The following is a 24,917-nucleotide window of genomic DNA, read 5'->3' as shown; positions in this document are numbered from 1 at the left end:
AAGGCAAGGAACGCGATGCCCATAATTTCGGTTTCATCGAACGAAGAGGCCATCAGTGGCAGGGTGGTTATCGTCGAAGACGATGCCTTGATGCATCGGTTGATCGTGGAAATCTTTGCTGACCTTGGTGCTGACTCCATTGGATTTTTCAGCGCTGACGAAGCCTTGATGCACCTCCTGCAGTCCAAAATTCCCTGTGCATTGCTGATCACCGATTTTACTCTGCCAGGTCAGCTTGATGGCAAAGAGCTCGCGATGATGGTGCATCAGCGCTGGCCAGGAACCCCGATTATAGTGACCACCGGCTACGGAGCTGAAGTGAGCCGTGATCTGCCTGCCGGAGTCGCGTTCCTGCAAAAGCCTTGGAGTTTGGACCAGCTGGTTCAGACAGCTAGGCACATGCTCAAAACGGCCACTAATCGCGGTTAGATATGTCAGGTACTATGTTTAGTTGGTCCCACATCAGGACCCGCCTAGGCGGTTTTTTTGCTGCTTGCTAGACGTAACAAACCTTGGGATTGACGTACCATAAGCCCGCCCTGTTGCTGCGCCCTGGTCCCTTTCCTCCTAGGAGCTGGTTATGCCACCTGCCGATCTCGATTTTCTGGACACCTCGGATCTGCCGCGTGGTTTGAGTGAGCAGGCCTATGCCACCTGGCGCGTGGCCCTGCGCGACCTGTATAGCAGCCAGACCGAGGTTCAGGTCGAATATGGCTATCAGTTCTGTCGCGGTTTTATCCAGGCCCTGCAGGACATGCAGGCAGTCGAACCCGATGTGTACCTATTTCTCGAGGCTCAGGTGCATGGCGTCTGGATCGAGCGCATTTCTGCCCTTAAGGCACGAGGTCACTGACGCGCTTTGGAGCTGGCATTGTAGATACTATGTTTATACAAAATGCTTGCGGTTAGTGTTTTTGGTATCTACAATGTGTATACATTTTAGGAGGCTGTTATGGAAGTCAAAGTGCAGCAGTGGGGCAATAGCGCGGCGATACGCTTGCCTGCAACCGTGCTTAAGCTGATGAATCTGGTTAGTGGCGATGTGTTGAAACTCGATGTATCCGCCGAGGTTATGACGCTCAAGCCTGCGAAGGCCAAGCCGCATTACGCGCTGGCCGAGCTCATGGCGCAGTGCGACTTGAGCGCGCCGGATCCTGCCGAAATGGCAGCGTGGAATGCGATGTCAGCCGTTGGGCGTGAAGCGTGAAGCGAGCCAAATTAAACCGTGGCGATATTGTGCGCTTGAACCTGAATCCCACCGCTGGCCGTGAGCAGCAAGGCGATTTTCGTCCGGCGCTGATCATTTCGCCTGCGGCGTTCAACGTGTCGGGCTTGGTCCTGATCGCGCCCATCACCCAAGGCGGGGATTTTGCCCGATATGCCGGCTTTGCCGTGCCGCTGAGCGGTTCGGGCACCGAGACGCAAGGTGTGGTGTTGTGTAATCAAATCCGCACTGTTGACCTTGAGGCCCGTGGGGGTAAGCGCGTAGAGGCGGTCCCCGAGGTGGTGATGGACGATGTACTGGCCCGCATTCAAGTGCTGATTGAGTAAAGAAAAAATGATCAAACGCCTGACCAAAATTGCATTTCTATCTTGCCTTGTAACAAGGGATCGATGTCATGCCGATGATCGACCCCGACGAAATCAAGCCTACGATCGACTCAGTGCAGGCTGCTTTTGCGGCTTACAGTGATGCTGGCCAAGCCTATGCACGGGAGCGCAATCATCACCCCCATGACTCAGGTGGGCTACAGCGCACTTACGAAGCCATAAGCCAAACCGGGCAGGCGTACGAAGATGCCAAATCTGCCTTGACTCCTATTGTCCACCACGTTATTGGCAAGGCCGAGCGCAGCGCGGCTTCCTCAATGCAAGACGTGGATTGGCCGATGAGAAGACACTTTGCTGCACCCCAAGCCCGGGTACTGGGAACCCTTGTAACCAAGGGCAGGGCACACATAACTTGTTAAGGAATGCCTCATGAATGGATACGAAAGCCCAAGCATTGAGTCTGCACATGCAGTGTACCGACTGTCCTGGTTGGCCTATGTCAGCACCGTCTTGACGATAATTTTTTTCATTGCTGTTTCAATTAGCATTGGCGGGTGGACGTTACACAACGCGCAAACGGATGCTGCTTTTCGGCTCGGCATGGCAGTGAGCGTGTTTGTTCTGGTAGTTTCGCTGCCTCTCTGTATCTACAAAATCCTCATTCTCAGAAGCGTGCGGGTTTACACGGATGACGTTGGAGTTTGGCTTTACCGGGGGATTTTGCCTTGGAGCAAAGGGGTTCGTGGCGTGAAGTGGCGGGACATTGAAGATGCTATGTATTACACAGGTTTTCTCAGCTGGATGTTCCGCTCCTATACCGTACGTATTGGCCACCGTTTTACCAAGACAAGCGAAATCTACGTGCACCATCTGGCACAAGGTCAGAACGCGGTCGAGCACATCAATCAGCTTCACCAAAGCATTCTCAGAGGCGAGCTAAGCTCGGTGGCTGAGCTTGAAGTCAGATAAATGTGTCCTAGGGTTTGCGGGCTGATGCCTTTTAGGGCGAAAAGTCACCTTGCCCACCACCAGCTCCGCGAACAATGGAAACATCTTGAATGCAATCAGAACAGAGCTTGAGAGAGTGGTCGTCGCGTGCGGACCATTTCACATGCTGAGCTCAGGTCGCCGATACGTGGTATCGGCGGTTGGGTGAACGCAGGTTAGAAGTTTGTTCGCAAACCAACTTCGACACTTCTTCCCTGAGCAGGCGCAATATCGCGAAGAATTGAGCTGGCGTACCTCACAGTCTGATTCGTCAAGTTTTCACCATTAACGAATGCCAGCCATTGGCTACCGCCCAAGTCAAATTTGTACCCTGCACTCGCGCCTAAAGTCGTGTAGCCGTCAGTGCCGGATTCATTATCCGGCACGTTGTGCTGCGAGCTCGCATGCTCGACGTCGACCCTGGCCTGCCATTTGTCCAGCTCCCACAGCAGCCCACTGTTCAGTCGCAGGGGGGCGATACGCGGCAAAGCCTCGCCAGTGTCCAGATTCTTAGCACGGGTATAGTCACCGGAAAGCTCCAGCGCAATGTTACCGTAGCGAGTCTCAGCCAGCTTCCAATGATCCTGTGCTTCGAAACCGGCAAATCGAGCACGTACGCCTGAGTAGGTGAATTCAGGGATGCCGTCGGCGTCCTCTTCACCCTCGTCGTTGAGCGATCGGCCGCTACTCAATAGCCCAATGTAATTCGAAAAATGGCTATAAAATACGCCGACGCTGCCCTTATGGGCGCCATTGTCAAACCGTAGCGCCAAGTCGCTGGACACTGCTTTTTCCTTGGATAAGTCAACGTCACCTACCTCGTAAGTGCCTGTGGCAACGTGTGCACCGTTGGCGTACAGCTCGTAAAACGTTGGCGCACGTTCGGTATAGCCCAGAGTTGCTGCCAATGACCAGACCGGCGTAAGCGTATACACCACGCCTGACGACAAGCTACCAGTAGTAAAACTGCTAGAGCGATCAGCGCTATTAAACCGCATGTTGCCCTTAGCATCCGGATCGACTGTCGTGTGCTCCAGGCGACCGCCCAAGCTCAGCATGAGTCGGTCACTGGATTGCAGTTCTTCGAGAATGAACAGAGCTCCAGCATTGGTATCGGTCTGCGGCACAAATGCTTCGTCACCAAGCGCGGAAAACTCACCGCGCGTCACCTGCGCACCCACCACACCATTAAGCGGTCCTATCGGCTGATGGCGGGCCTCCACCCGAGTCTCATAACCCTTGTTTTTGAAGGTGGTGCCTATCTCGCCGTCTTCAATCTCCATGTGTTTGTAGTCTGTGTACCCTGCGTCTAATTTCACAGATGTGAAGGGACCGGACAGATTGCGGATCTCAGAAGCAAACGCGTAGTGATCTTGCTCCATGCGGATGCGTACGTCCTGCTCGGCAGGCGATCCGTAGTTAGAGTCGTAATTGCTGTAGGACACTCCGGCATAACCGTCATCCCATGTGTAGGAACCACCTACGGCACCACCATCTTGGCGCCCGTCGCTGTTGCCGAGGCGATGTTTTTCATCGTCTCCCTCTTCGCGGGTCCGTTGATCAGAGGTGCGAGCGTAGCCCGGGATACGCAGGTCATTAAAATTACGAGCATTGGCATCGATGTGCAGCGCAAATTGACCGTTGCCGGCTTCCAGCTTTCCGGCGCTACTACGCGTGGTGTCGGCACCGCCATATCGCAATTCACCGGAACCGTGTATGCCTTCGATGGATTCAACAGGAATGCGGTTGTCCAATGTATTTACCACGCCGCCAATGGCACTGCCTCCATATAACAATGCGGCGGGGCCACGCACGATTTCGATACGATCAACATTGACAGGATCCAGCGGCACCGCATGGTCGTAAGAAAGCGACGACGCATCCAGTGCGCCAACGCCATTACGCAAGATCCTGATTCGATCGCCGTCCAACCCGCGGATGATTGGCCGACTGGCGCCTGGTCCGAAATAAGACGACGACACGCCTGGTTGATTGTTCAAGGTTTCGCCCAAACTGCCCCTCTGCGAAAGGGTCAGTTTATCTCCGGTGAGGACAGTGCTCGGCAAAGCCAGCTGCTCGCTACCTAGTGGATTCGCGGTAATCACTTGTGGATCTACTTCTATGGCGTAGGCCGGCGATGCAATCAGTAAAGCTGTTGCAATGGGCGGGAGGCGCCAGAATTGCAATTTGGGGCAGCGAGACATGCAGGTTTCCTTGAGGACAATGAAAAATAGCGGCAATGTTATAACATAACCCTTGAGGTGCGGTTGTTTGGATTGCCGACTGATTGAGGAAGTCATGACCGAGCGCGAGGCTGGCTTATCTCAGCCCACCTGAATCGGTCCGCAATCGGTGATCATTACCGGGCGTGCGGTATGCCCTGGCTGTATGGAAAGCCTGGCATTGGAAGATTAGAAAACGGCAACTAGTGGCCGACCGCGTAGTGGGAAAAGTCGGCCAGCAGCGTTGGATTTAGCTCCCTACCGCTGATCCGTATAAACGCTGTCTGCCTTGAACACTAGTTGTTTTCCTCGGACAAAGCGTAGGCGCGGCTTCTGCAGCGCCCGCCGCCACTTCGTGGCCACAGCTGCACCCATCGAGGATTCACCATGCGTTCTTCCCATCCAATACGTTGTGCCCTGGTTGCTGCAGTAACCGCCGTCAGCTTGGCAACCTTGGCCGGTTGCGCTCGCGATCCGGAAAAACCTACTTTGTCGGAATTAGCTGTCAGCTCGACCAAGAGCTTGTTCCGCACTGACAGCGACATGCAGAAAGTGCTTAACGCCCAAGCTGCGTTCGATCCTAAAGCTATTGAAAAAACCACGCCGGAGGAAGCCCGTAAACAGCCTACTGTGGCTGATGGCGTAAAGCGGGTACTGGCCGACCAGAAGCGTGACAGCAGCCCCACAGCACTGGTCCCGGGCGTGGCAACCCATGAGATCACCGTAGCCGGTGCTGCAGGGAACTTGCCAGCAACCGTCTATACCCCTGCTGGTAACGGACCATTCCCAGTAGTGCTGTATTTCCACGGCGGCGGTTGGGTGATCGCGGACCGCACCGTGTATGACGGTGGCGCCCGCGGCCTGGCCAAACAGGCCAATGCTATCGTGGTGTCAGTGGACTACCGTCGCGCGCCTGAATATAAATTCCCGGCAGCCCATCTAGACGCTGTTGCTGCCTACCGTTGGCTCACTGCCAATGCTGCTAGCATTGGCGGAGACCCTAAACGCCTAGCGTTGGCCGGCGAAAGCGCCGGCGGCAATCTGGCGCTCGCCACTGCTGTGGCAGCACGCGATCAGGGCCTGACCTCGCCCAAGAGTGTGATTGCTGTGTACCCAGTGGGGCAGACCACGACCAACACCGAGTCGTACTTGAAGTACGCTGACGCCAAGCCACTCAATCGCCCCATGATGCTTTGGTTCGTGGCCAATGTGACCAAAAGCTCTGCCGATCTGAAGGATCCACGTTTGGATCTTGTGCACGCCAACCTTCACGGTCTGCCGCCAGTGACTCTGATCAACGCCGAGATCGACCCGCTGCGTGATGACGGTGCGCAACTGGAGCAGGCGTTGCGAAACCAGGGCGTAAGCGTGGAGCGCAAGCTGTATGACGGCGTGACCCACGAGTTTTTTGGCACCGCTGCGGTGGTGGAAAAGGCTCAGGAAGCACAGGCCTATGCCGGCGCTCGCCTGAAGGCAGCATTCTAACCAGCCCTCTGGCTGCTGCGATGTCAACCCGTAGCAGCCAGTAACTTGGCTTACAGCTGGGTCAAAACGTACCTACCGTATGACAGATATGGATCATCAGACGTCCGTCGCAATCGGCGACATCCGACCCAAAACAGACGTGTCCAACGTGACTCTTTAGCTGAGATCCTGGAATCGGAGGCGTTCAGTTACGTCTTCAGAAACGATGACCTTGCAACCCCGGCTTACTGAACCGCAGTCAAGTTGAACGTAAACCTCGCGGCCTCGTCCATCAGCCCTTCCTCGTGACTTGGCTGGGTTCTAGTCAAAATTGAATAAGGACGGCCAGTTGCTGCAGGGCTCACGTTTCATCCCTTGCTGTGTTCAGGGTAGGAGGGGGGGACGGACGATACCGCGCGGACCTGCGATGCCCCACATAGCCCAGCCTACAATGGGAACGATCAACACAAATGCGGCCCACGCAGCTTTGACCAACCCGCTCTTGTTACTTCGAGAAACGCTGTAAATGATCCAGACGTCGATGAGCAACATGATCAACAGCATTGCAGTCGTGAAGAGTGTGATTCCACGTGAGTTACTCCTGACGATGGTTAAAAGGAAGACCTGTTCAAGGCTTGTTTGTCTTCAACGCACACTGACTGAATGACGAGCAGCGAGGTTCGATGATGGAGTCCATGCGAAAGATTTAGTTTGTTAGTTCATCCTGTTGACGCACATCCCTCCTTCTTTTGCTCGCTACGTCGGCATACGTATGTGGATCATGGCCTCTCGGCCGTGTGGGCTGAATCAGTCATGCCGCTGGCGTCATTCGGACTATGTCGTCTCTGGATGGATACGAAAAATCAAACAAACACGGCTTTGACCGGTCTACCGCGCTAATGTCGGGAAATGCTGAACGTTTCTGATGCTCGTGGTGACTGGTTTTTCATTTTAAGAGCGGACCCAGCGTCACATCCTCCTATAGCGAGAAAAAACATGGCTCAATCAAAGAAAACAGCACAGCAGAGTGACGCGGATGACACTGTCGTGGCGATCCCCCATGGCTTCTACGACAAGTATGTGGGCACTGCGGACGAAGACACGATTGTCGGCACCACCAAAGCTGATGTCATCTTTGGCGGCGATGGCGACGACATTCTCATCGGTCAGGGAGGGGATCCCGATCCGTTCAGCAACGCACAGGATCGCTATAACGGCGGCGCGGGCGTCGATACCATCACCAGCCACTCCGCTTATGTCTACGGGAACACGTTCGTCTACACCTCGGTGACGGACAGTTACTTCGACAAACAGGGCTCCCACTCGGACCTGATCAAAAACTTCCAATCCACTGACGTACTTGACCTGACGGCACTCGGGCTGGAGCGCGTTGGCAATGGCCACAACGGCGATCTGGCGGTCACCTACAACGCCGACGAGGACATCACCTATGTGCGCTCGCTGGATAAAAACGCCCAGGGCCAGGCATTCGAAGTCAGACTTGAAGGTGATCACGCCGCTCAGCTTGGCACGCAAAATTTCGCCCTGCGTTACGACCTGACTGCAGAAAGCAATGGCCGCGAACATGCGCTAAGCGACAAGCAGTACGTCATCACCGGGACCGATGGCGATGACTTTCTGGTCGTTCCCCGGTCGGGCAATATCGTGACCGGTGGAGGCGGAGCGGACGACATGTCCGGCGGCGGTTCCCGTAACACTTTTGTCTTCAAGCATCTCACTGATAGCTTCGTGAACGACGGCACAGGCCAGTCCAGCGTTGACCTCATCCACAATTTCAGACTCGGTGACGGTGATCTGCTGGACGTTTCGGCACTGGGGTTCACCGGCCTTGGCAATGGCTACAACGGCACGCTCAATTACAGCTACGACAATGAAGCTGGTTACGCGATTGCCCAGTCCTTCGAGGCAGATGAAGACGGCAACCGATTCGCCGTGCACCTGACGCAATACGACCGGGATCCGATCACAGGACTGCAGGACATGGATCGCTTCACCTTTGCCGGGGACAATGCAGCAGACCGCGCCAACCTGACGCTGACTGGCGATAACCACCGTGACACGTTCACCAATTCGACCGCGGGCGGCATCCTCGTCGGAGGCGGTGATGATGATCTGTTGGTGGGCAACACCGGGGTCGACACCTTCCGATATGTCGAGAAGAGCGACAGCTTCCGGGGCAATTCGGACTTCATCAAAAACTTCGACGCCACTCAGGACCGCATCGATGTTTCAGCGCTGGGCTACACTGGCCTTGGCGATGGCACCGATGGCACGCTCAAGGTGATCTACGACACCGCCCTGAACCGCACCTATCTCAAGGATTACGAAGCGGACGCTGACGGCAACCGATTCGAGATCAGTATCGACAAGAACGTCGCCAAGACTTTCACTGCCGATAACCTGATCGTGGCTGACGCGAGCGCTGCGCATATCGAGCTTGTGGGTCTGGCACCCGCTGACCTGCACCCGATGGGCTAAATCCAGAGGCTTGGAAGTGGCCTTGGTCTTGACGCACGTACCTATTAAGACCTCCATTGCCCTGCTAACGGCTGCTTTGGCCCCAAAGCAGCCGTAGGGCTCGGACTTACGGACTGTGCTACCGGTCAGCAGCGTACAACGGGGTTTACGTTAAATGCCTGCTTTTATCCGGCGGGTAACTTCGCTGGACTGCTATTAAACGGCATGGGTGATCCCAGCAGGCTGCGGCTTCTTAGTCGCCAGCAACCCGAGCCCCTTTGAGCATCTATAGTCCACCGAACCGGCTGCTATCGACCCAAAACGGACGATCATCTGCTCAATCCTATGAATCGACCAATTGACATGGGCCTAGGGCCGAATGTGCAAACGGCCGCGCCGTCTGGAATTAGCGGTTGCAGTGCCCTTGGCTAAATTCCTCGAGCACCATCCTGGCCAGCTCCGCGACATCAGCACGGTCCTCCACCACCAAAATGCGCTCGTGGCCCGATTGCTCATTAATTTTTTCTGGGGCAGGAAGGATGTGCAACTGACTGTCATCTGCAGGAAAGTACATGCGAATCGTGGTGCCGATTCTTTCCTCGGAATAAATTCGCGGTGCCGCCAGACTGCTTCATGAAGCCGTACACCATGGACAGTCCCAGTCCGGGTCCTTTGCCTTCTTCCTTAGTGGTGAAGAAGGGTTCCATGACACGGCTGACAATGGCCGCGGGCATGCCGGAACCGTTGTCTGTAATCGCGACGCTGACGGGCGATAACTACCGTGACACGATCACCAACTCGACTGCGGGCGGCATCGGCGGAGGTGATGACGACGTCTTGATAGGCAATACCGAGATGGGTCTTGCCCCAGCCGATGTGCATCCGATGGGCTGACCCCAGAGGCTGGGAAGTGGCCTAGGTCTTGACGCACGTGACTCTTCAGAGCTCCATTGCCCTGCTACCGGTTTCTTTGGCGCCATAATGCGAGCTCTTGAGGATCTAACCATATGCCATCGCCACGATGGCCGTATCGGGCATAAAAGCAGTGCGGATGGGAATTGGCTCCTTTTCGGATCAGCGCGTAGCCCTATTCAAGCTAAAGAATTCGTACCGGCGGTCCGAGCCTGTATATCTATTCAGTGGGGGAAGTGCGACGTTGTTTGAATGTGTGTCGCCTCCATATCTTGACCGAGGCCGCACAGGCATTTTGATTTCATGCTCCTTGAAATCTTTCGGAGCAAGGATGCATGACCATTCCAGTGGTTATCCTGTGTAGAGCCAGCGAAACCGTCACATTCCTCGAACAATTTGCAGCCACCAGCGAAGAGTGGTCGATAAATTTTTTCAAGACTGCTGCGTCGTTGGTGCGTCATTTGAGAAAGTACTCGGCCGATCTCATTATTGTCAGCATGGCCGGCAGACGGTTTAGGGACTTGGCGAAATTCGCCGAATTTTACGACATGGTTTCGACCACGCCGATATTGATGAGTGGTACTGCGTTGCACCGTCGCGCTGCCGAGGCCTTCATCGCGTGCGGTGCCCAGGGTTTCAGCTCAGCTGATCCAGAAGACCGGATTGCGAGTATGCAGATCGTTCGCGATCTGATCCTGCGTTTTCGCTTGCACGGGCACATGGCAATCCGGGCAGTGCGCGCCGAGGTTACACTTAATGCGATCAGTGACGGCGTGATTGGCGCCGACACCAACGGCAATGTCGACTTCATGAATCCTGCCGCCGAAACGCTGACTGGTTGGTCCCAATCCCAGGCAAAAGGACAATCAATCGCCCAAGTGATGTCCATTGACATCGATGATTCGCTCGGTACCGAGCCACATCCTGTGCTACTGGCCCTGCAAACGCGATCCTCAACAGGTTTAAGCGCAGGCGCGGTGTTGGTTAAGCGCGACGGCGGTCGAGTGGATATTGAAGATTCCGTAGCCCCTATCATCGATTGCCGCGGTGATTTGACTGGGGCAGTAGTGGTGTTTCACGACGTTTCGGTGGAGCGCGCCATGAAGGTCAAAATGACCTACCTAGCCGAACACGACTATCTCACCCAGTTGCCCAATCGAGTGTTGTTCCAAGATCGGCTGGAGCAGGCGGTGCGAGCCGCACGGCGCGATCACCAGCGCTTGGGGGTGATGTACATTGACTTGGATAATTTCAAACATATCAACGATTCTCTCGGTCATGACCTAGGCGACCAGCTGTTAGTCTCCGTGGCCGACGCCTTGACCGGAAGTGTCCGCGCCTCAGATACCGTGAGTCGCCAAGGAGGAGACGAGTTCGTGGTGCTGCTGCCCGCGTTGCAGGTCGATGATGATGTTGGACCTATTGCCGAGAAGATTCTGAAGGCTATCAGTGCGGGTCATCCGCTGAATGACAGCATGCTTTATATCTCCGCAAGTATTGGTATCAGCTTCTTCCCCTCCGACGCTACCAATGTCGGAGACCTGATCCAACATACTGATACCGCGCTTTATGACGCCAAAATGAAGGGCCGCAATCGTTATCAGTTCTTCATGCCCGCCATGAATGCCAAGGCGGTGGAACGCCAACTTATCGAAGCGGATCTGCGCAGCGCAATCCACCTAGGGCAGTTCATTTTGCACTACCAGCCGAAGGTGGATTTGAGCACTGGCCGAATCACCGGTGTCGAAGCCTTGATACGATGGTTTCATCCTCGCGAGGGCATGCTTGCTCCATCCCGGTTTATCGATATCGCCGAAGACAGCAAGCTGATCATTCCGATGGGGGAATGGGTCATGCGCGCGGCATGTCAGCAAATCAAGCGATGGAATCAGCAAGGTCTGGATGCTGTATGTGTCGCAATTAATGTATCGACCATCGAGCTGACGCAAAGCCGTTTTGTGGAAATGATACTGGCGATTATCGAAGAGGAGGGCATCTCACCGCAGTCCTTGCAGCTTGAGTTGACCGAAAGTGTGCTGATGGCCGATCTGCCACACAATCGGCAGGTGATGTTGCGCCTGAAGGCGGCGGGGCTGAGTCTGGCACTGGACGATTTCGGGACAGGTTATTCCAGTCTGGCCTACCTGACCCAGCTCCCATTCGATGTTTTGAAGATCGACCAGTCATTTATCCGACACGTAAATTCGCGAGCAGATAATTCGGCGATCGTCGCTGCCATACTCGCCATGTGGAAGAGCCTTCAGCACTGCGTAGTGGCCGAAGGCATTGAAGATTCCCAGGAGTTGGTTTTTTTGCAACGTAATGGCTGTCAGCAGGGGCAGGGCTACCTGCTCAGCCGACCCTTGAGTGAAACGCAGGTGACGGCCCTGCTGCGTGTAGGCCGCGTGAGTACATCCTTCAAATAGACATACACATCGTGTTTATGGGAGATGACGTTGAGCTGGTCGACTACCACTGATAGGAGAACTCAAATGACGATGTTCAATCTTCCGCATCCTGGCGAGGCGCTGCGCGAAGACGTGCTCCCTGAAATCAAGATGAGCGTCATGGCTCTGGCCAAGCACTTGGGCTACTCGCGTGTGCTGCTATCCAATGTGATCCACTGCCGAGCACCGATCAGTGCTGACATGGCAGTTCGTCTAGAGCGTGCTGGCTTGGGCAAGGCACGTATGTGGGTGGCTCGCCAGTCTGCTTATGACCTGTGGCAGGCAGAACATAAAGACAACATTCCCGCGATTTCAAGGGTTGCCCAAGCAGCGTAATGGAATTATGAAGTGGACATTTGGAACGTTATCATCTTCGACTTGCTTAGCGATCGCCGATGAGCCTACCGCCGCTCAAACCCACAATCAGCGACGCCGATCGCAAGCGCCGCCAAGAAGCTCTTGGCTCCACGGCCTGTTGACTCACGCCTTGGTCAAGCAATGTCCGAGGAACATCAGGATGAGCCAGGCATGGACTACTAGAATTCGGCATCGGAGCCCTTATGGCCACCCAGTTAACTGAAGAAGAGATGCGCCAGGCGTTGTTTGGTTCTGCGAGCGGTGTTGCGCCGGAGCCGGCACAGCCACAGCGCGATCAAAAAGAAGCGCCGGCGGTAGTGATACAGCCTCCCGCGCGGACCGCAAAGCGGGGCGCATCGGCAACACTGAGACCGAAACTCAGGGTGACGTTGCGGGTGGGCAATGAATATGAAGGTGAGACCCAAATGTTCAGCTACGACGCTGATACGTTAAGCACGCTCCAGGCGGAGCTCGACGCAACGAAAACCGCCCGGAAGAAGTTCAAGTATGTGGAACTTGTCTCGGTTACACCGTTCTCCTAACCCAGCGCGCTCTGGCGATGTAACGGACGCTGGCTTCAGTATTTGATCCGGAACGTTGGGAAGTCCTCACATTCAACGGCGGGACGCGGGAAAGCTTGGGGGGATTAGATGAGGGGCATGCTGAGAAAGTGGGCAGTCGCCACAGCGAACCCCGCTTCATTATTTACTGAGCGGGGTTCGGTCTTAATCACCCAACAGCATGATCGGTATGGGTAGCCACACCCACCACCTCGATCGGCGCGGCATCCGTCGACACATCGCGATCCGCAAAGCCCATGTTGTTGTACCGCAGGTGCTGCGTCTGATCGCCGCTCAGGGCGATCTGGAAAAACCGCCCCTGATCGTCGCTCTGCAGGTCACGGACATAGGTGCGGTCAAGGGTGGCGTTGTAGTCGATCTTCAAGGTGCCGTTGTAGCCATCCCCGATGTCGGTGTAGCCCAGTGCGCTGACGGAGAGGCTGTCATAGCCCTGATTGAAATCGGTGATCAGGTCGGTATGGCTCTGCTCCGCGGTACGGTAGCTGTCCTCGACGCTCTGGAACACGAAGTAATCACTACCGCTGCCGCCAGTGAGTTTGTCTGCGCCATGGCCACCGAGCAGGAAGTCATTATTGGCGCCCCCCTGCAGCACATCGTCACCATCCAGGCCATAGAGACGGTCCGCGTCTGCCGAGCCGATGAGCCTGTCGTTCGCCGCCGTGCCGATGGTCAAGATCTGTCCCGGGTAGGTGCTGGTTTTTTGCGGGCTGTCGGCGTGGGCGAACTCGACGGCGTTGGCGCCCAGGTCAAGCACATGGTTGCCGCTCAGGGCGATCTGGAAACGATTGCCGGCGCTGTCCAGCTCTTTTGAGCTGAGGCGAGTGATGTCGTTGGCGCTGTCGTAGGTCAGGCTCAGTGTGGTGCCGTAACCATCGCCGAAACCGGTGAAACCCAGAGCCGAGATATCGATCCGGTCGTGGTCGCCACTGTTGAAGTCGACGATCAGGTCCCGGCCCTGATTCTTCCCGGCGGCATCGACCTGGCTGTCGGTCAGTTGGTTATACACGAAGGTATCCGCGCCCTGACCGCCGATCAGCCGATCGGCACCAGCGCCCCCATCCAGGCGATCATCGTCGCCGCGGCCCGAAAGCATGTCGCGGCCGTCGCCGCCAACTAAGGTGTCGCGGCCGTGGGTGGTGCCGTGCAGGCTGTCGTCCCCAGAAGTGCCGGCGGTGAGTGGGAGAAAATTATCCGCCGTCAGGCTGGTGCGATAGTCGCCGTTGAGGATCAGTTCAAAGCGCTGGCCTTGGGCGTCGGCATCATAGCTCTTGAGGTAGGTGAGGTTCTTGTCAGCGTTGTAGGCCAGATCCAACGTGCCGTTGTGGCCATTGCCCAGGCCGCTCATCCCCAGACTGGTGACATCGATGCTGTCCTTGCTGGCATCGAAAGCGGTGATGGTATCGGTGTAACTGGCGCTTGCAGTGCGATAGCTGTCGGTCAGCTGGGTAAATCGGAACGTATCGTGGCCCTGCGCCCCCGCGAGCTGGTCGACGCCGGCACCGCCGATCAATACATTGTCCAGCACCCCACCCTGGATCAAATCGTCACCTGCACCACCATACAACACAGTGTTGTAGGCCTGGGCATATTCCGAGATCACGTCGTCACCCGAGGAGCCATAGGTGGTCAAGACATCTGTGTTATCGAAAACCGCGGTCGCGGTACCAACCACCTTCACTTCGCGCTCGGTGACATTGCTGATGAAGTTGTCAGCGATACGGTTGGCATCGCTCTGGCCGCGTTCCTCGACGCCGTAGGTGGACTTTGCGCCGTCATAATAGCCCGTGGCACCAATCACGTTGCCACGCACTTCGGTGCCGCTGCTGTCCTGTAAAAGCACGTAGGGCTGGTTGGCGTCCAGGTAGCTACCATCGATACGATTGGTGCTGATCTGTGTGCCCTGGGAGTCGCGTACCTCGATGGCCGACAGGGTGTTATACGAGATGGACAGATGATCGACCACCGCGTCGCTCGCCTTGTCGATCAGCACCCCGCTGGTACGGTTACTGCTGATCGATCCACTGATCAGCTGCGCCGCATGGCCGTTAGCGTCACCCTCAACGGCAACCCCATAGCCCTGATTGCTGGTGCTGTTGATGTCCTGCACGGTCACCACACCTTGAGTGGTGAGACCGTTCCCATCGTTGTCCCTGACGATCAGGTCATTGAGCGCACTGCCCACCAGCCCCGCCGTGATCACGCCGCCCTGCCCGTTATAGTCCACGTAGGCCTTGTTGGCCTGGACCTGACTGCCCTCGGCGCGCAGATCGAGGCCGTAGCCGGACGCGTTGGTGGCCTGGACGTAATTCAATGTCAGTTGTACGCCGTCGCCCAGAGATAAATCGCTGACCACGCCAGTGGTATGCGCGCGGTTGCCGTCGATAACCAGATTGCTGACGCCGACCGCATCGCCATCGGCACGGAGGATACCGTCGATATCGGCGCTGGAGCCGCTTGCCAGTTTCAGCGTCGCCCGATCAGTGGCGTCGCCTTCGAGCTGGACGTTGTCTTTGAGTATCAGCGCGTTGCCGGAGGCCTGGGCGCTGACGATATAGGTGCCGCTGGGGATCACCACCGTCCCGCCTCCGGCGGCCGATGCGGCGTCGATCGCGGCTTGCAGCGCCAAAGTGTCGTCAGTGTGCCCGTCGCCCACGGCGCCGAAGTCTTTGACACTGAATGAATTCGCCATCTGGTCATTCCTTAAGTGAGAGTCGAGGATTCATTGCTCGCAAGAAGGATCGACCTGAGAATCGCTTGATCATTCAATTGCAATCGATGGCAGTAGGCTTCTGCTCACCTCCCACGCGCGGGCGTGAGATTAATTTTCCTTGCCGCTGACGCGCCCGATACTTTCTGGAACAGGTGCATATCAGCGCTCCATCCCTGCGCAGGATGGCGGAGCTGAATGCAACAAAGTCGCCTGGATTGCGGGTAATGACGAAACGGTGTGCAGATAAAGCGCATGCCCTCGGGCAGACGCGATTGCCCTTAATGCTAGAGTTCAGTATTCGCGCTAGCTGTAGAGGTGGCATGTAAGCCCGCTGAGAGCGGCCAGTTATTGACGGCCATGCCTGCTCAACCACGCTTGTGAGTTACCCCTTGGCGCTATGACTTATCAGTTAGGCCATTCGATAAAATGCTTTCACGGTAAATTGGCGTTCTCGACCATTGCGTGGATGCGTAAGCGCATGGCTTCGATGGAGAACGGTTTTGTCAGCACGGCCATACCAGGTGCCAGCCGACCACTTCCCAGGACAGAATTTTCCGCATAACCGGTGATAAACAAGACCTTCAGGTCTGGCCTGCAGACGCGACCTGCGTCCACCATCTGACGGCCATTCAGCCCGCCTGGTAGCCCAACGTCACTGATCAGCAGATCGATACGCGCATTTGACTGGAGTACATTCAGCCCTGCTGCGCTGTCACCTGCCTCGATAGCCATGTATCCGAGGTCTTCCAGGATGTCCATGACCAGCGTCATACGCTCGAATCCAACACCGTTGGGCACGGGTCCCAATCCCAGGTCTCGGCAAACCAGCTTCAATGATCAGAATTTTATCCCGACGGGCGCCTACAACATCGTCACTTCTCATCACAGCCCCTCTAACCCTCCTCGGGCTGAGTCTCCGCACAAGGTCAAGCTGACGATCGTCCGGCAAAGTCCCAGCCTGAAGGACCGGGCTTGCTGGCCTTTCAGGCTGGGAAGTATTGAGTCCCGCAACTGTAGGCTTTCAGTGGGCCTCAAGCATCGCGACTAAGGAAAAAGAGTTAGCCGCGCACCGTGCCGGCCGGCGATATCTTATAAGTGAATGAAGGCAGCTATAAATTCTTCGAAGTGCCGGTTCCCTATACCTCCGAAGTTGCGGTGAATTTTAGCGATGAATCCCGCATACTTCCCGTTTGATGGCTTTAAGCGCACGTCTACGAATCAGCCCGCTGAAGGGGCGTATCAGGTACCAATACAGGCGAAATTGGCGCAGGGCGGCGGCATCAAGGCACTGCACGCGTGTTTCCGTCACAAGACGGGTGACACCGTCACCAAGTTCAGTGGCGCTGAATCCGAGCACTAGACGCGCCGCGCCAGGCTGTTCGAAATGCTTAAAAGTTTCAGCATCCGGGACGGTTTCTTGGCCGTAGTCTAGCTTCCAGAAGCGCCCTGCCAGACCTAATGCGAGAGCTTTATCAGGAATGGTTCCAAGGTTGGTAAAGTTTTCAAGACTGAATGGCGGACGATTGCGAGCGGGAGCATTACCTAGCTTCCAAATTAACCGCTGCGGCATCTCGCGCAACGCGGTCATCGCCCGAACGAGTCGATCTTCGGTACTATCGTAGCTTTCGACAGCCCGCATTACTTGGGCAGCGGTAGCGCAAATATCGAGGGCGTGACGCTCACGAAAATGGTAATGCGGGAGGTAAATATCGAGCAGTTCCATTGCGTTACCTGCGGTTTTCGGCGCCCAACTCTAGCCATCAAGGTGATCGACACGCAAGGGGTATTTCGGCACTAGGGTATGCCTCTCCTCTCTTAACAGGCGACACGATCCGCCCGGCAACTAAACGCAATGACATAATAAGCGATCGCGCTTTATTGACAGCATGCAGGCCCTCTACGAACACAGAAAAAGACGCAAGAGCGCGTGATCAAACCGATGTATAAGGCTTATGCACAGCACGATTGACATTTTTGCTGGTCTATGTGGTGCCGTCCACCCATCGCCGAGTGCTCAAACGTGGCGAAGGCGGCGGCAACTCAGGCGTTGCTCAGGGAAATTAATCACGCAAGATGCAGACCGGTTTAACCAGCGGTGCCCATCGTTTATGTCAAGCTGCCTTTTGGCATGATTTTACAAGTAGAGCGTCAACATGGAGGATATAAACACCCAACTGGTGGTTCTGCTGGTGATAAAGCTTTCGCCGCTCTAGCACTTGGTACTCTTTCTAGCGGGCGTTCATGGCAGAGTCCACGGCGTGGACCGACCAACTCCTGTTGTGGTGTCCGAAATTGTCGTCAGGCGATAGCAAATCTCGGTATCGCCGCCAATCTGGGCGGTCTTTTTCTGTCCTGCCAGTGACTTTTATTGCGAGAGCAGAGTGGGTTTGACAGAATTGAGAACCATTTCCATTAGTGATCTTTTCGATGGCAGTCAATTCCAGTGTCGCTTGCGCCAAGTTGACCGCCCGCCAAAGCCTGCTCCATCAGCTGTTCGGCGATCACCATGGGTGGTTGTTCGACCGGTTGCGGGCGCGATTGGGTTGCCCGAGCGATGCCGCGGACATGGCGTCCGAAACCTTTGCCCACGTGGTAGCACTGGATGATCCACATTCGATTCGCGAGCCACGAGCACTTTTAACGACCATTGCCAAGCGCTTGATGTACGCCAGTTGGCGCCGCCGCGATCTGGAGCGTGCCTATCTGGAGACTTTGGCTGGCGAGCCTGAGCAGTTTGCCCCGTCAGCAGAGCAGCAAGCGCTCGCGGTCGAAGCCTTGGTCGAGATTGATCGTATGCTTGAGGGACTGTCGTCCCGGGCCCGGGCGGCATTTCTGTACAGCCAGCTCGATGGCATGACCTACCTTGAAATCGGCCGCGAGCTGGGGGTATCCGTGCCGCGTGTTCATCAGTACGTGATCCAGGGGCTGCGTGCCTGTTTCGAGGCGCGGCTATGACTGCTGTACTGCCTGCTGCTGTGGATGAAGCCATTGCCTGGATGGCCTATCAGCGTTCCGGGTTTTTCGATGCGCATCAGCAACTGTCTTTCGAGCAGTGGCTTGCGGCCGACCGACACCATCAAGAGGCCTGGCAACAGTTGCAGCTTCGGTTGCAGACCACATTTGCCGGCGTTGACGGTGTGTCGGGCCGAATGTTGGCCAAGGACCGACTGGTTCGTCGTCGTGCCTTTCTGCGAGGGGCGTTGGGGCTATGCGGGTTGGCAGCTGGCAGTTATTGTCTGACCGGCCCGGGGAGGGGGCTGGCGGGACTGCGCTCAGATTTGAGTACCGGCACCGCCCAGCGTGAACGCATCGCTCTGCCAGACGGTTCGTCTCTGCTGCTCAACGCGCAAAGTGCAGTGAACCTGCGTTTCGGGGCACATAAGCGCGATGTTGAATTGCTTGATGGCGGTGTGATTGCCGACGTTCGGGCCAGCGAGCGGGATGCCCTGCGGCTGTGTTCTCGCCTGGGTACTGCGAGCATGGCCGAAGGACGCTGCATGATGATGCTCTTGCCGGGGGAGTCTCGTATCTGGGCGTTGAAGAAAAGCCTGCGGGTAACGCACATCAACGGCTCGGGTGCGACGTTGGCAGAGGGGCAGGGTGTACGGCTGACCGGCAGAGGTATCGAGCCGATCGGCAGGTCCGCGAACAGTGCTTCAGCGTGGTCGCAGGGCATGCTGGAGTCTCACGACCAGACGCTGGCAACGGTCATCGAGGCGTTGCGACCTTATCACCGAGGCGTGTTGACCCTCAGCCCCAAAGCTGCGCGACTGAAAATCTCCGGCGTGTTCAGCCTCGATCAAAGTGAACAGGCGCTGGCTGCAATGGCTGATGTGTTGCCGCTGCGGGTCGAGCATTTCCTGGGGGGCTGGACCCGTGTGTCCCTGAGCTGAGGTCCGCAAGAAAAAATTTTTCAATAGGCTCTTAATATTTCGCTGGCTCATCGCACAAGCAAGACAGTGCTGCGCCGTTTGCAGCTGTTCTGTCCTGACACCGGAGAGTCATTCACCCATGCGTCCTCAGTTCCTTTGCCCTTTGGCCATTGCTGTCAGCATTGTCGTTACGCCTGTAAACATCATTTTTGCTGCAGAGCCGGTCAGCGCGGCGGGACGCCAGATGTACGCCTTGCTCGCAGGTCCTCTGGAGGCGACGCTGATCGCGATCGGTCAGCGCAGTGGTCGTCAGGTGGTGTTCCTGCCGGATGACGTCAGAGGGCGACAGGCCCATGGAGTTTCCGGCCAACTGACAGCAGAGCAGGCCGTCGAGCAGGCACTGCAGGGCAGCGGACTGTCGCTTTTGATTAGTGGCAGCGGCGCGCTGAGCGTGCAGCCGGAAACCGGTGCGCTGATGTTAGGTGTGTCGAACATCGATGCAGTGTCCGATCAGGAATCGGCTTACGGTCCGGTCTATGGCTATGTGGCCAAACGTGCCGCCAGTGCGACCAAGACCGACACGCCACTGATTGAGACGCCGCAATCGATTTCCGTAGTTACCCGCGCCGAAATGGACGACCGCAAGAGTGACACCTTGGCAGATGCCTTGGGCTACACGCCAGGGTTTGTAAGCCAGCCCAATGGTTTCAGCCGGGTGGCGGACGATTACACCTTGCGCGGTTTCAACGTTGGCTCCGGGACTGGCGGTATTCTGCTCGACGGCATGAAATTGCAGTCCAGCGTCTACGATGGCGGCATCGAGCCGTTTGGTTTGGAGCGCGCCGAAGTGCTCAAGGGCGCTTCGTCTGTGCTGTACGGGCAGCTGTCGCCGGGAGGCATGATCAACGCCGTAAGCAAGCGGCCCACCGATACCCCGTTGCATCGGGTCGGCGTCGAATACGGTAGCCATGATCGCAAGCAGTACACCTTCGACCTGGCCGGCCCGCTGGATGAACAGGGTGAATTCTCCTATCGGCTCGACGGCCTGTGGCGCGACGCTGACACGCAGGTAGACCACATTCGCGACGACAAGCGCTACATCGCACCCTCTTTCACCTGGAAGCCGAACGACGATACCTCTCTCACTGTGCTCGCCAGCCACACCGAAGCACTCACCGGGCTGACGCCGCCGCTAACTTACGCCATGACCACCTACAGTCCAAACCCTGGACGCAAGATCGGGCGCGACGATTTTGTGGGCGAGCCCGGTTACGATCATTTCAACAGCCGCATCGATACATTGGGCTACGTGTTCGAACACAGCTTTAGCGACACGCTCAAAGTACGTCACGCCCTGCGCTACTACCAATCCAGGGTTTCCTGGAACTACCTGTTGCCGTTCAGCATTTCCGGTAACACGTTGAACCGCCGTTACAGCGAACGTGAAGAAACCTCCACCGGCTGGACCAGCGACAACAACGTTGAATGGAAGATCGACGCGGGCCGCTGGCGCCACACACTACTGGCGGGTGTGGACTACTACCACAAGACCTACGACACCCATCGCCACATCAGCGCCACAGTGGCGCAACTTGCTCCCCGCCTGAACCTCTCGACCCTTGCCTACACCGGGGTAGGGGCGAACACCGCACCCGAATCCGGGTGGGATATCCACAGCCGTCAGGTGGGTCTCTACCTTCAAGACCAGATCACCTTTGACGATCATTGGGTGTTTCTGTTGGGTGGTCGCCAGGACTGGGCAGAAAGCCGTAATTATTCCTTCGTCAATGGCGACCGTACGCCACGCAGTGACCAGAAACCTACCGGCCGTATCGCGCTGTTGTACCTGTTCGATAACGGCGTAGCGCCCTATGTCAGCTATAGCCAGTCGTTCCAGCCGGCCGATGTTGCCAACCCTGGCGTCGCGGGGACGTTCGACCCGATCGAAGGCGAGCAATACGAGGTCGGCATTCGCTACCAGCCACCGGGCAGCAACACGGTGCTCAGCGCGGCGGTCTACGAGCTGACACAGACCAACGCGATCACCTACAACGCCCTGACCGCGCAGTACGAGCAGTATGGCAAAAGCCGCTCCAAGGGGCTGGAACTCGAAGCCAAGACCGACCTGACTGACACCGTGAGCATGACGGCCAGCTACAGCTATACCGACGCGCATGTCTTGGAAGATAACGTCGTCACCAACATTGGCAAACGCCTTGAAGGGGTGCCTTACCACAACGCCTCGCTCTGGACGGACTATCGTCTGGCTGCGTTCGGTCTGCCGCAGGTCAAGATCGGCGTGGGCGCATTGTACACCGGTACCACCCGCACCACACCGACCGTCACTGATCGCAAGATCCCGGCCTACACCCGCTTTGATGCACGGGCCAGCTATGACATCGACGACCATTGGCAGTTGACTGCCAAGGCCCAGAACCTGACCAATGAGTCGTACCTGTCGTGCAATACCTCGTGCCGCTACGGCGACGAGCGCAGTGTCATCGGCTCTGTGAGCTACCAGTGGTGAGGCATGGCAGGCCCCAGCTGTCCGTTCGCTATAGGTTAGGGGTATTCTCAAGAATCCTCGCAGCGGTGATAGGCGGGTACGCCGTCACCGCGCTGTTCACCGCCTGCCTGGCCATCGGGTTGCCCCTTGTCGTGTTACAGCCTCGCGCCGAGACCGTGTTGGCAGCGACGTTGCCTGCCTTCCTGATTCTGTGCCTTGCAGCCATATGGGTTTTCGCGGCACGCTCGGCCAGGCGCGCCTGGCTGGGGCTGCTTGCCGCGATGTTGCTGCTCGGGGGCGTCTATGGGTGGTTGTCCGCCGTCTCCCTGCCCGGTGATGCGTGATGAAAGAAGGATTGCGTCAAAGCATGGCTTGGCTGCACACCTGGTCGGGGCTGGTTGTCGGCTGGCTGTTGCTGGCTATTTTCATGACCGGCACTGCCAGCTATTACCGCAGTGAAATCACCGCCTGGATGCACCCGGAAATTCGGCCCTCGGCGCCGATCAGCGAGGCCGCTTCACTCAAACAAGCGATGGACTGGTTGGAGCAGTGTGCGCCGGATGCCGCTTCCTGGCTGATTGATCTGCCCACGACGCGTCTGCCTGTGACTCAGGTCATGTGGCAAGGTGCAGGGGAGCGGCGTTACAACAGCGAGTGGCTTGATCCAGCCTCCGCGCGGACGCTAACCCCGCGCAAAACCTTTGGCGGAGACTTCTTTTACGGGTTTCATTTTCAGCTCAGCCTGCCGTCGCAGATCGGCCGCTGGATCGTTGGCGTTGCCAGCATGGCCATGCTCATCGCCATCGTCAATGGCGTGATTATCCATCGGCGCATCTTCAAGGACTTCTTCACCTTCAGGGCAGGCAAGGGCCAGCGCTCTTGGCTCGATGCGCACAATACTTTGAGTGTGTTAGCGCTGCCGTTCCATGCAGTGATCACCTACACCGGGCTGATCACCTTGATGTTCATGTACATCCCGTGGGGCGTCGATCTGGTCTATGGCCCCGATCGCGCAGCGTTCTTTCGTGACATTCGCGACTTCAGTGCGCCGCAGGTGCCGGCGCTCGGGAGGGCCGTTTTGGCCTCGCCCGAAACCCTCATTCAGCAAGCCCGGCAGCATTGGGGTCAAGAGCATATTGCTCGTGTGTCGATCACTGCGCCGGGAGCCGTCAATGCCCGCGTCGAGCTGTTCAGGGACACACTGGATCACGTCTCATCGCAGCCGCAACGGCTGGTGCTGGACGGCGTGGGTGGTGAGTGGGTCGGCACGAATCCGTCAACGGGGCCCGTCAAGGCTTTCTACGGTGTGATGTACGGGCTGCACTTGGCGCATTTCGCCGATCCGCTGTTGCGTGTGTTGTTATTTCTCAGTGGGCTGGGCGGCTGCGCGATGATTGCCACAGGGCTGCAGCTGTGGGTGGTCAAACGCAGAGGCAATTCAAGGCGTGGGGTCTATCGGCATATTGAAGGCCTGAACATCGCGGCAATGCTCGGACTGCCCACGGCGATGGCTGCGTTTCTCTGGGCCAACCGGCTACTGCCCGGCGATATGCCCGCTCGGGATATTCGTGAAATACAGGCCTTTTTCTGCACCTGGCTGCTAACGCTACTGCACGCTCAAATGCGGTTGACCCAACATGCCTGGCGAGAGCAGGCAATGCTGTGTGCGTTGACGTGTGGTGGTTTACCTGTGCTCGATATCCTCACAGGTCCCAATCCAATAAACGGGCTGAACCTGGTCTGCGGACTGCTGGGAATGAGTTTTGCGGTTGTGGCCTGGCGGCTCTACCAACCAGCGCAGCAGTGCATACCGCAAACTCGTGCGCCGGGTTCAAGGCCCCCCCGAAGCGAGAGGCATTCATGAGCCTGCTGACATGGAGCGCTTTGCTATACGCGGCCCTGACGGCCTTGTGCCTGTCGCTAAACAGACACTACCGTGACGTCTTTAACAACCGACCGATATGGCCCAGCCAGCGGGCGTTGCGTTGGTTGGGGTTCACTGGCATTGCGGGATCGTTACTCTTTTGTATAGCGAGTGCGCCAGATGGCCGATCATGGGTCATGTGGTTCTGCACATTCGCGGTGTTGAGCTGCACTATTAGCGTGGGATTGGCTTATTTCCCGCGTTTCATTTCGCTGGCCGGGAAGACAGCGGTGACGGTGTTCTTAACGGCTGTGACCATCGAGTTTTCTTTTTGAGAGGTTTGACGCTGCACTGACCGTCCGCTATCGACCCAAAGCAGCCGCTCGACCTCAAGGCCTTTGCCAGTTACTAGCCGCGGAGAACGGGATTTACGTTAAATCGAAATTTACCGCACGGGCACCAAACTGACCGAAGAAGAAATGCGCAACGCTGTTCGGCCTAGAATCGGTGTAGGTACCTGCACTTAGAGATAGCCCTATGCCGCAATCGTATCGCTCGATCGCCGACACGGAACAGATTGCTCTAAGCGACAGCGCGCCATGCCTAGCGACGTTTGAGTAATCCTAACTAGGTGGTTTTCTCTCAATATATATCGTGTTCTGGGAGTGTCCAGATTGGCAAATCACTCCATCGCGCCCGACACTTTTGCCCAATCATCTTGTGCTTAAACTGCGTCATAAACCACTCATGAATGGTTCTCATGGGCCTATACGCGGTTACGGCATAGTCGCTAGCTACACAAGACGCTAAGTTCGGTAGATACATGCACCTATGAAGCCGATGCAATGCCGAGCGGTTTACGCGTGCTCCTCTGTTCGTGAACAGTAAGCGTCTGCCCAAGTCACCTTGCGTGACTCAGGTAAGAGCCCGCTGAGTCGGAAACTTCATCAGCGCAGAAGTCGAAGG

General features: G+C 56.7%; 21 protein-coding genes and 3 pseudogenes. 18 read left to right on the top strand and 6 right to left on the bottom strand.

Annotated elements, in window-relative coordinates; genetic code table 11:
• Positions 1–15 precede the first annotated feature (15 nt).
• The 6 genes from IFT47_RS26655 (at position 16) to IFT47_RS26630 (ending at position 2,520) form a co-directional block, all read left to right on the top strand.
• On the top strand, positions 16–429 hold the full coding sequence (locus IFT47_RS26655; RefSeq protein WP_192175078.1) for a response regulator: 414 nt from the start codon (positions 16–18) through the stop codon (positions 427–429).
• Between the two features lie 151 nt (positions 430–580).
• A complete protein-coding gene (locus IFT47_RS26650; protein WP_192175071.1) occupies positions 581–853 on the top strand; it encodes a hypothetical protein in 273 nt (90 codons plus the stop codon).
• A gap of 99 nt (positions 854–952) precedes the next feature.
• A complete protein-coding gene (locus tag IFT47_RS26645; RefSeq protein ID WP_192175070.1) occupies positions 953–1,207 on the top strand; it encodes an AbrB/MazE/SpoVT family DNA-binding domain-containing protein in 255 nt (84 codons plus the stop codon).
• Positions 1,204–1,551 (top strand): type II toxin-antitoxin system ChpB family toxin, encoded by a 348-nt coding sequence (locus tag IFT47_RS26640; RefSeq protein WP_192175069.1) that lies wholly within the window; start codon positions 1,204–1,206, stop codon positions 1,549–1,551. The genes IFT47_RS26645 and IFT47_RS26640 overlap by 4 nt, the downstream gene beginning before the upstream one ends.
• Positions 1,552–1,619: 68 nt before the next feature.
• Entirely contained in the window at positions 1,620–1,970 is a 351-nt protein-coding gene (locus IFT47_RS26635) for a hypothetical protein (RefSeq protein ID WP_192175068.1), read from the top strand.
• Positions 1,971–1,980: 10 nt separating this feature from the next.
• Positions 1,981–2,520, top strand: coding sequence for a hypothetical protein (locus IFT47_RS26630; RefSeq protein WP_192175067.1), 540 nt, complete (start codon positions 1,981–1,983; stop codon positions 2,518–2,520).
• Between the two features lie 194 nt (positions 2,521–2,714).
• Here IFT47_RS26630 and IFT47_RS26625 read toward each other — a convergent pair whose 3' ends face one another.
• Positions 2,715–4,742 (bottom strand): TonB-dependent receptor, encoded by a 2,028-nt coding sequence (locus tag IFT47_RS26625; RefSeq protein WP_192175066.1) that lies wholly within the window; start codon positions 4,740–4,742, stop codon positions 2,715–2,717.
• A 405-nt stretch (positions 4,743–5,147) separates the two neighbouring features.
• Here IFT47_RS26625 and IFT47_RS26620 point away from each other — a divergent pair, with 405 nt between their 5' ends.
• Positions 5,148–6,245, top strand: coding sequence for an alpha/beta hydrolase (locus tag IFT47_RS26620; RefSeq protein WP_083232974.1), 1,098 nt, complete (start codon positions 5,148–5,150; stop codon positions 6,243–6,245).
• 347 nt (positions 6,246–6,592) lie between these two features.
• Here the strand turns inward: IFT47_RS26620 and IFT47_RS26615 are convergent.
• Positions 6,593–6,788: pseudogene (locus IFT47_RS26615) on the bottom strand (PLDc N-terminal domain-containing protein).
• A 432-nt stretch (positions 6,789–7,220) separates the two neighbouring features.
• Here IFT47_RS26615 and IFT47_RS26610 point away from each other — a divergent pair.
• The gene (locus IFT47_RS26610; RefSeq protein ID WP_192175065.1) at positions 7,221–8,723 is read left to right on the top strand and encodes a M10 family metallopeptidase C-terminal domain-containing protein; all 1,503 of its coding nucleotides are present in this window, start codon (positions 7,221–7,223) and stop codon (positions 8,721–8,723) included.
• A gap of 409 nt (positions 8,724–9,132) precedes the next feature.
• On the opposite strand, the pseudogene IFT47_RS26605 reads toward IFT47_RS26610, so the two are convergent.
• Positions 9,133–9,469 (bottom strand): annotated as a pseudogene (locus IFT47_RS26605) (ATP-binding protein); the annotation flags it as partial.
• On the opposite strand from IFT47_RS26605, the gene IFT47_RS27775 reads away from it, so the two are divergent.
• From IFT47_RS27775 to IFT47_RS26585, 4 genes are all read left to right on the top strand, one after another.
• Complete coding sequence (locus tag IFT47_RS27775; RefSeq protein ID WP_244160278.1) at positions 9,435–9,596, top strand: hypothetical protein; 162 nt, start codon at positions 9,435–9,437, stop codon at positions 9,594–9,596. The pseudogene IFT47_RS26605 and the gene IFT47_RS27775 overlap by 35 nt on opposite strands.
• Before the next feature lie 353 nt (positions 9,597–9,949).
• The gene (locus IFT47_RS26595) at positions 9,950–12,040 is read left to right on the top strand and encodes a putative bifunctional diguanylate cyclase/phosphodiesterase (protein ID WP_192175064.1); all 2,091 of its coding nucleotides are present in this window, start codon (positions 9,950–9,952) and stop codon (positions 12,038–12,040) included.
• Between the two features lie 66 nt (positions 12,041–12,106).
• Complete coding sequence (locus IFT47_RS26590) at positions 12,107–12,397, top strand: HigA family addiction module antitoxin (RefSeq protein WP_192175063.1); 291 nt, start codon at positions 12,107–12,109, stop codon at positions 12,395–12,397.
• Between the two features lie 224 nt (positions 12,398–12,621).
• The gene (locus IFT47_RS26585) at positions 12,622–12,960 is read left to right on the top strand and encodes a hypothetical protein (RefSeq protein ID WP_065986080.1); all 339 of its coding nucleotides are present in this window, start codon (positions 12,622–12,624) and stop codon (positions 12,958–12,960) included.
• A 187-nt stretch (positions 12,961–13,147) separates the two neighbouring features.
• On the opposite strand, the gene IFT47_RS27905 is transcribed toward IFT47_RS26585, so the two are convergent.
• The 3 genes and pseudogenes from IFT47_RS27905 to IFT47_RS26570 form a co-directional block, all read right to left on the bottom strand.
• Positions 13,148–15,688, bottom strand: coding sequence for a M10 family metallopeptidase C-terminal domain-containing protein (locus IFT47_RS27905; protein WP_065986079.1), 2,541 nt, complete (start codon positions 15,686–15,688; stop codon positions 13,148–13,150).
• A 453-nt stretch (positions 15,689–16,141) separates the two neighbouring features.
• A pseudogene (locus IFT47_RS26575) lies at positions 16,142–16,474 on the bottom strand (response regulator); the annotation flags it as partial.
• A 397-nt stretch (positions 16,475–16,871) separates the two neighbouring features.
• A complete protein-coding gene (locus IFT47_RS26570; RefSeq protein WP_065986077.1) occupies positions 16,872–17,432 on the bottom strand; it encodes a DUF2867 domain-containing protein in 561 nt (186 codons plus the stop codon).
• A gap of 704 nt (positions 17,433–18,136) precedes the next feature.
• On the opposite strand from IFT47_RS26570, the gene IFT47_RS26565 reads away from it, so the two are divergent.
• From IFT47_RS26565 to IFT47_RS28385, 6 genes are all read left to right on the top strand, one after another.
• Positions 18,137–18,664: a sigma-70 family RNA polymerase sigma factor gene (locus tag IFT47_RS26565; RefSeq protein WP_065986076.1), complete on the top strand. Its 528-nt coding sequence runs from the start codon at positions 18,137–18,139 to the stop codon at positions 18,662–18,664.
• Positions 18,661–19,602 carry a FecR domain-containing protein gene (locus IFT47_RS26560; RefSeq protein ID WP_192175061.1) on the top strand — a complete coding sequence of 314 codons (942 nt, stop codon included), beginning with the start codon at positions 18,661–18,663 and terminating at the stop codon, positions 19,600–19,602. Before IFT47_RS26565 ends, IFT47_RS26560 begins: the two co-directional genes overlap by 4 nt.
• A gap of 118 nt (positions 19,603–19,720) precedes the next feature.
• Positions 19,721–22,108, top strand: a complete 2,388-nt coding sequence (locus IFT47_RS26555) for a TonB-dependent siderophore receptor (RefSeq protein ID WP_192175060.1) — start codon at positions 19,721–19,723, stop codon at positions 22,106–22,108.
• The gene (locus IFT47_RS28390) at positions 22,042–22,431 is read left to right on the top strand and encodes a DUF3649 domain-containing protein (protein WP_347876454.1); all 390 of its coding nucleotides are present in this window, start codon (positions 22,042–22,044) and stop codon (positions 22,429–22,431) included. The genes IFT47_RS26555 and IFT47_RS28390 overlap by 67 nt, the downstream gene beginning before the upstream one ends.
• Positions 22,431–23,951, top strand: coding sequence for a PepSY-associated TM helix domain-containing protein (locus tag IFT47_RS26545; protein ID WP_192175059.1), 1,521 nt, complete (start codon positions 22,431–22,433; stop codon positions 23,949–23,951). Before IFT47_RS28390 ends, IFT47_RS26545 begins: the two co-directional genes overlap by 1 nt.
• Positions 23,948–24,286: a DUF3325 family protein gene (locus IFT47_RS28385; RefSeq protein WP_032703266.1), complete on the top strand. Its 339-nt coding sequence runs from the start codon at positions 23,948–23,950 to the stop codon at positions 24,284–24,286. Before IFT47_RS26545 ends, IFT47_RS28385 begins: the two co-directional genes overlap by 4 nt.
• The last annotated feature ends 631 nt before the right edge of the window (positions 24,287–24,917 follow it).

This window comes from Pseudomonas sp. CFBP 13711 (assembly GCF_014842265.1).
Taxonomy (GTDB): Bacteria; Pseudomonadota; Gammaproteobacteria; order Pseudomonadales; family Pseudomonadaceae; genus Aquipseudomonas.
The sequence above is the reverse complement of the archived record's forward strand: the minus strand, read 5'-3'. Positions and strand labels throughout refer to the sequence as shown.

Coding starts and splice junctions, on each gene's coding strand:
- IFT47_RS26655 (WP_192175078.1), top strand. CDS start 16: ATGCCCATAATTTCGGTTTCATCGAACGAAGAGGCCATCAGTGGCAGG.
- IFT47_RS26650 (WP_192175071.1), top strand. CDS start 581: ATGCCACCTGCCGATCTCGATTTTCTGGACACCTCGGATCTGCCGCGT.
- IFT47_RS26645 (WP_192175070.1), top strand. CDS start 953: ATGGAAGTCAAAGTGCAGCAGTGGGGCAATAGCGCGGCGATACGCTTG.
- IFT47_RS26635 (WP_192175068.1), top strand. CDS start 1,620: ATGCCGATGATCGACCCCGACGAAATCAAGCCTACGATCGACTCAGTG.
- IFT47_RS26630 (WP_192175067.1), top strand. CDS start 1,981: ATGAATGGATACGAAAGCCCAAGCATTGAGTCTGCACATGCAGTGTAC.
- IFT47_RS26625 (WP_192175066.1), bottom strand. CDS start 4,742: ATGTCTCGCTGCCCCAAATTGCAATTCTGGCGCCTCCCGCCCATTGCA.
- IFT47_RS26620 (WP_083232974.1), top strand. CDS start 5,148: ATGCGTTCTTCCCATCCAATACGTTGTGCCCTGGTTGCTGCAGTAACC.
- IFT47_RS26610 (WP_192175065.1), top strand. CDS start 7,221: ATGGCTCAATCAAAGAAAACAGCACAGCAGAGTGACGCGGATGACACT.
- IFT47_RS27775 (WP_244160278.1), top strand. CDS start 9,435: ATGCCGGAACCGTTGTCTGTAATCGCGACGCTGACGGGCGATAACTAC.
- IFT47_RS26595 (WP_192175064.1), top strand. CDS start 9,950: ATGACCATTCCAGTGGTTATCCTGTGTAGAGCCAGCGAAACCGTCACA.
- IFT47_RS26590 (WP_192175063.1), top strand. CDS start 12,107: ATGACGATGTTCAATCTTCCGCATCCTGGCGAGGCGCTGCGCGAAGAC.
- IFT47_RS26585 (WP_065986080.1), top strand. CDS start 12,622: ATGGCCACCCAGTTAACTGAAGAAGAGATGCGCCAGGCGTTGTTTGGT.
- IFT47_RS27905 (WP_065986079.1), bottom strand. CDS start 15,688: ATGGCGAATTCATTCAGTGTCAAAGACTTCGGCGCCGTGGGCGACGGG.
- IFT47_RS26570 (WP_065986077.1), bottom strand. CDS start 17,432: ATGGAACTGCTCGATATTTACCTCCCGCATTACCATTTTCGTGAGCGT.
- IFT47_RS26565 (WP_065986076.1), top strand. CDS start 18,137: ATGGCAGTCAATTCCAGTGTCGCTTGCGCCAAGTTGACCGCCCGCCAA.
- IFT47_RS26560 (WP_192175061.1), top strand. CDS start 18,661: ATGACTGCTGTACTGCCTGCTGCTGTGGATGAAGCCATTGCCTGGATG.
- IFT47_RS26555 (WP_192175060.1), top strand. CDS start 19,721: ATGCGTCCTCAGTTCCTTTGCCCTTTGGCCATTGCTGTCAGCATTGTC.
- IFT47_RS26545 (WP_192175059.1), top strand. CDS start 22,431: ATGAAAGAAGGATTGCGTCAAAGCATGGCTTGGCTGCACACCTGGTCG.
- IFT47_RS28385 (WP_032703266.1), top strand. CDS start 23,948: ATGAGCCTGCTGACATGGAGCGCTTTGCTATACGCGGCCCTGACGGCC.